Source organism: Ligilactobacillus sp. (genome assembly GCF_036846325.1).
Classification (GTDB): Bacteria; Bacillota; Bacilli; order Lactobacillales; family Lactobacillaceae; genus Ligilactobacillus.
This window is the reverse complement of the sequence record NZ_DAIUCE010000104.1, coordinates 1-5,662: the sequence shown is the minus strand read 5'-3', so window position 1 is coordinate 5,662 and position 5,662 is coordinate 1. Positions and strand designations below refer to the sequence as shown.

At 51.0% G+C, this 5,662-nt stretch carries 4 protein-coding genes; 1 reads left to right on the top strand and 3 read right to left on the bottom strand.

The genetic code is table 11. The annotated features are described in order from the left end of the window. Positions 1-801, top strand: an 801-nt coding sequence (locus V7Z60_RS08490; RefSeq protein ID WP_334117395.1) for an alpha-amylase family glycosyl hydrolase, incomplete at its 5' end; no start/stop codon positions are given. An 804-nt stretch (positions 802-1,605) separates the two neighbouring features. Here the strand turns inward: V7Z60_RS08490 and V7Z60_RS08485 are convergent. From V7Z60_RS08485 to V7Z60_RS08475, 3 genes are read right to left on the bottom strand one after another with little or no spacing between them, the layout of a single operon-like run. Continuing rightward, positions 1,606-3,570: a PTS fructose transporter subunit IIABC gene (locus tag V7Z60_RS08485; RefSeq protein WP_334117394.1), complete on the bottom strand. Its 1,965-nt coding sequence runs from the start codon at positions 3,568-3,570 to the stop codon at positions 1,606-1,608. 13 nt (positions 3,571-3,583) lie between these two features. Beyond that, on the bottom strand, positions 3,584-4,498 hold the full coding sequence (gene pfkB / locus V7Z60_RS08480) for a 1-phosphofructokinase (RefSeq protein ID WP_334117393.1): 915 nt from the start codon (positions 4,496-4,498) through the stop codon (positions 3,584-3,586). After that, on the bottom strand, positions 4,495-5,250 hold the full coding sequence (locus tag V7Z60_RS08475; RefSeq protein ID WP_334117392.1) for a DeoR/GlpR family DNA-binding transcription regulator: 756 nt from the start codon (positions 5,248-5,250) through the stop codon (positions 4,495-4,497). The genes pfkB and V7Z60_RS08475 overlap by 4 nt, the downstream gene beginning before the upstream one ends. Positions 5,251-5,662: the final 412 nt, after the last annotated feature.

Genomic DNA, 5,662 nt, shown 5'->3' with positions numbered 1-5,662 from the left:
TGGTCGAAGATGCCGTTTGACTTCATGAAGCTCAAGAAGACGCTGACGGACTGGCAGGTTAAGATGTCAGAAGGGGGTGGCTGGAACGCCGTGTTCTGGAACAACCATGACCAGCCATGGGCGCTGAACCGCTTCGGTGACCCTGTCAATTACCGCGAGAAGTCAGCCGAGATGCTGGCGACCGTCACGCATCTTCTGAGAGGAACACCCTACATTTACCAGGGTGAGGAAATCGGCATGACCGATCCTTCGTATGAAAGCATTGACGACTACGTGGACGTCGAGGCCATCAATGCATACAACATGCTGATTGAAAAGGGAAAGTCCGCCGACGAGGCATTCGACATCGTCCACAGCAAGGCGCGTGACAACTCACGGGTTCCGATGCACTGGGACAGCGGGAAAAACGCGGGCTTCACGACCGGGACGCCATGGCTTCGGCCGACGGGACAGGACCGGATAAACGTTTCAGACGAACTGAGAAACGGTGAGGTCTTCGCCTACTACCAGAAACTCATTGCCATAAGAAAGAGCGACGACGTGATTTCCGACGGAGACTTCGTGCCGGTTTTGGAAGACGACACGCATGTCTTCGCATACATCAGACAGCTTTCAGGACGCAGGATTCTTGTTTTGAACAACTTCTTCGGTGAAGAGTACAGTCTGAAGGTTCCAGTTGAGCTGCAGGGATCGTGCAGGAAGGTGATTTCAAACTATGACGGGGACTGGAACGAAATCGGAAAAGAAGTGACGTTAAGGCCGTATGAGTCGGTTGCAGTGGAGCTTATGCAGTGTGACTGACGAGGTGTCTTGCAGGGTTATCGAGTATGGTCTGACTGGGATTAGATGGGACTGGCTTGGAATTCGGTTGAGTCGGTTGAGTTTGGATCGGGGCTGAGGTGGACTTAGTCGGGCCTGGATCGGGCTAAGTTGGATTCAGTTGGATTTAATTGGATTCAGTTGGTGAACATTTAGATTTTTCAGGTTCTCTCTAACGGCGACTAACTCTGCCAAAGGCCAATTTTTCCGATTATATCAGGCATCTGTTGCAACTCTCAGGAGGAGGGATTGTGGCAGATGCCTTTTTGAGTCTGCGTGTATCGAGGCATTCGAGTGACATCCAGTTCTGCTTTGGAGAGGCGGCCACTGGTGTGTGGAATCCCATTCCGGCATACAGTGAATTCGATTATTCGGGAAATTGTTCCAAGTGCAGTTTGCGTGGCATGGTGTTATAATCAATGTATAAGAAAAGCCTTGCGGATGAGGCAAGGCTTTCCACAGGCTGTCCACGAAACGATGGCCGAGTTTCAAGCGAATAAAAAACGCCCTTAACCTGTCAAAGTTTTTAGAGGGCGTTTTTTTGATGCCCATGCATATATCCCGCAGCCATGTGATTTACGGGCAAATTGCCGGTTTTTGAGATTTGACCGTAAATCCCTGCCCCGGAGATTGTTTTCAAGCGGTGGAAACCCGAAAGCTTCGGCAACATGGGTGAAGGGACCTGCATGAAGCTGAAATGAAGCGGTCTTACGCACGCAATGAGGATCAACGCACTGCATTTGGCAAAAAAAGAGCCGCGCAAAATGCGCGACTCAAGGTGGTCATTTATTTTTCATCGACAGGTTTGCGCCAGAGACCGAGGATAATGCCGGCAACAACCGAACCAATCACTACAGCGAGAATGTAGAAGAGCGGGTTGCTTGCAAGCGGCGTTACCCAGAAGCCGCCGTGCGGTGCGGGAACGGACACATGCCACAAGCCGACGAGAGCTCCTGAAACAGCAGAACCGACGATGCAGGAAGGAATCACGTGACCTGGATCGGCCGTTGCGAACGGAATTGCACCTTCAGTGATGAAGGAGAAACCGAGAACCCAGTTGGAGATGCCGGCGCGGCGTTCCTGTTCCGTGAACTTCTTAGGGAAGAGCACTGTTGCAAGCGCAGTTGCGAACGGAGGAACCATGCCGCCGACCATGACTGCTGCCATCAAGCCGGCTGCAGCTGTTGAATGCGGGTCGTTGGCAAAGGCGCCTGATGCAAAGACATATGCGGCCTTGTTGAAAGGACCGCCCATGTCGATGGACATCATGCCGGCGAGAATCAGGCTGAGCAGAACAGCGTTGCCTGTTCCGAGGTGATTCAGGAAGCTTGTGATCCAGACGTTAATCGTGGAGAAGATCGGGTTGACGATGAAGTACATGACAAGTGCAATGCCGAGAAGTCCGAGAATCGGATAGATCAGCATCGGTTTCATGCCTTCGACTGACTTCGGAAGACCCTTGCAGAGCTTCTTCAGACCGTTCATCATGTGACCTGCAATGAAGCCGGCTGCGATACCGCCGAGGAAGCCGGCTGCGGACTTGGCATCGGACATGACGTTGGCCGTATATGCGCCGCCGAACGAGCCGGAGTAGACAGTTGCCATGAAGCCGCCGACAAAACCTGGCATGAGGGCCGGCTGATCACCGATGGCTTCGGCAATGTATCCTGCAAGAACCGGAACCATGAAGGCAAATGCCATGTTGCCGGCATTGTTCAGGAAGATGAATGCAGGTGACTTTGCGCCGCCCATGTACTGTTCAACGATGAAGGAGACGGCCATCAGAATCCCGCCGCCGATGACAAACGGAAGCATGTGGGAAATCCCGTTCATCAGCTGCTTGTAGATGCTGCCCCAGACGGTGTCATTTGAGGATGCCGATGACGAGGAATCATCCTCGCCTTCTGCTGCCGCATAGACCGGAGCTTTGCCGTCAAGGACCGTCTGAATCAATTCTTCAGGATTCTTGATGGCGCTCGTCACAGGCTTTGAAATGAGATGCTTGCCGTTGAAGCGTGCCATTGCAACTTTCTTGTCGGCAGCAATGACAACGCCCTTTGCACGTGCAATTTCCGAATCCGAGAGAAGGTGCTTGACGCCTTCTGAACCGTTCGTTTCGACCTTGATGTCAACGCCGAGCTTTTCAGCAGCCTTCTTGAGGTTTTCCTCTGCCATGTAAGTATGCGCGATGCCGTTCGGGCAGGCCGTGACGGCAACGATGTACGGACGGTCGCCTGAAGGTGCGTTGTCAGCCTGCTTTTCAGCCTCTTCCTGCGCCTTGTTTTCAGCTTCCTTCTTCGCAACCGCATCAGCAAAGACTGCCTGAACCTTTTCAGGTGTGTCGGCGGACTTCAGGGCAGTCGTAACGTCAGGATTCATCAATACCTGAGACAATGCTGCCAAGGCCTGAAGGTGAGTGTTGTCGCCGCCTTCGGGAGCTGCAATCATGAAGAAGAGATGTGCCGGCTGCCCGTCAAGCGAATCGTAGTCAACGCCCGCTTCGCTCTTTGCAAACATTACGGCCGGTTCGTTGACGGCTGCGTTATGAGCATGCGGAATGGCAATGCCGTCACCCATTCCGGTCGAACCTTCCTCTTCACGTTTGATAATGTCCTTCTTATATGCTTCCTCGTCATTGATTACGCCCTTTTCAAACAGATTGTGGACCATTTCATCAATGACTTCATCTTTTGTCTGAGCCTTAAGATCCATGATCATAAGGTCAGTTCTCAATAATTTACGAATGTCCATGAGATATCCCTCCTTATTTGTATTCTTCAATTTTGATCAATGGTAAGATTTCGTCGATTTTCTTCCTGTCTGCAAGGTCTTCGGAAAATGCAGTGGCTGAACCGCAGGCAAGACCGTAACGGAACGCCTCCAAGACGTCGCCCGTCTTCGCAAAGGTTCCGGTAAATCCGCCAATCATCGAATCTCCGGCACCAACTGAGTTGATGACCGTGCCCTTCGGCGCATATGAACGATAGACCTTGTCCCTTGTGATCATCATTCCGCCGTCACCTGCCATTGAGATCAGGACGTGCTGTGCTCCAAGTTCCAGCAGTTTCCTGCCATATTCTGCAACGTCATCCATCGACTTCAGTTCAACGTGGAAGAGATCTGCCAGTTCGTGGTTGTTCGGCTTAACGACAAGCGGCTTCTTTTCAAGCGTCTTCAACAAGCTCTCACCCGTCGTGTCGATCACGAAATCCGCGCCCTTTTCGCGAATCACGTCAATCAGTTCCGCATAGAACCCGTCATCGAGATTTGGTGCAAGGCTGCCGGCAAAAATCACGACGTCGCCCTTTTCTAATTTTTCAAACTGCTTTTTGAACTCGGCCAATTCTTCATCAGAAATCACCGGACCGCGGCCGTTGATTTCAGTTTCCTCTTCTGCCTTGATTTTAACGTTGATGCGCGTGTCTTCCTTGATATGCGTGAAGCTTGTGCTCAAACCGACATTTTCAAGCGATTCTTCAACGAATCTGCCGGTAAAACCGCCCAGGAAGCCGAGCGCTGTATTTTCCACGTCGAGCTCCTTCAGGATGCGTGAAACATTGATTCCCTTTCCTCCCGGGAGCTTGTTGTCATAGTCCATGCGATTGACTTCGCCCAGCGTCAGGTTCCTGAGCTGAACGATGTAGTCGATTGAGGGGTTGACCGTCACCGTATAAATCATTTTTCTACCTCCTGTATCGTTGTCTGCCTGCTGTACTGACTGCTTAACTTTGGCAACAACTGTGTGGTGATGATTCGCGCTTTCGAAACGTCAGCAACCTTGACGAACGAGACCGCATCAAACTTAGTGTGATCAGCAAGCACGTAGCACTGCTCGCTTTGTTCCATCGCGGCCTGCTTGACGGCGGCTTCGTTGGGATCGGGGGTGGTGTAGCCGTAGCGAGGGTGGATGCCGTTCATCCCCATGAAAACCTTGTTGAACCGGTACTGTTTGAGCGAGTTGACCGCTTCAACGCCAACGATGGCCTTTGTCGTGTTCTTGAGTTCGCCGCCGATCAGAATCGTTCTGATGTCCTTGTCGGCAAGCATTGATGCATGCATGACGCCGTTCGTGACAACTGTCAGGTTCTGTTCCGGTTCAAGATATTGAACCATTGCAAGCGTTGAAGTGCCGGCATCAAGATAAATCACGTCATCCTGCTGAACATGTTTTGCCGCAGCATGCGCAATCGTATTCTTTTCAGAAGTGTTGCGCGTCGCCTTGCCGGTCATGTCCGGTTCACTGGACAGCGAATACTTGATTTTCGCACCGCCGTGCACCCTGACCAGAAGATTCTTTTCTTCAAGCAGCTGGAAGTCTCTTCTGGCGGATGATTCCGAGCAGCCGGACTTCTCACAGATTTCCTGAAGCTTGACGACTTTGTTTTCCTTCAACATTTGCAGGATCATTTGCTGTCTTTCTTCTGCAAGCACTTTCATCACCTTCCGAATAGTATGATAACATGGCATTCGTGAAAAATCAATCAAAAAACGTCAAAAAGTTCCATTAATTTGAATGTTTATGACTGATTATGAATGGAGATGATGGATGCTGCGGGATATGATACTGGAGATGGCAAGGTGGGATTATGTAAGCCAGATGCGAGCACAGTGAGCATCTGTTCCTTATATATTATTGAAAAAAGATTCTCGGGGAGGCGAGAATCTTGTCATCTTCAACCTGGATTGCGGGAATTCGCGGCGAAGCAAGAATTCCAGTCATTATTTCAGGATGTGGGCGGGGTGGCAAAAGCAGACCATTTTTGAAGGATTCTGCGCTTTTGGTCTACTTTGCGTGTGTAACGTTGTGTCTCGCCCACCAAAACTGGTGGAAAAATTGTGCCGC

What these genes read in the sequence shown, in the direction of transcription:
- pfkB (WP_334117393.1), bottom strand. Translation starts at nt 4,498, where the DNA reads ATGATTTATACGGTGACGGTCAACCCCTCAATCGACTACATCGTTCAG.
- V7Z60_RS08485 (WP_334117394.1), bottom strand. Translation starts at nt 3,570, where the DNA reads ATGGACATTCGTAAATTATTGAGAACTGACCTTATGATCATGGATCTT.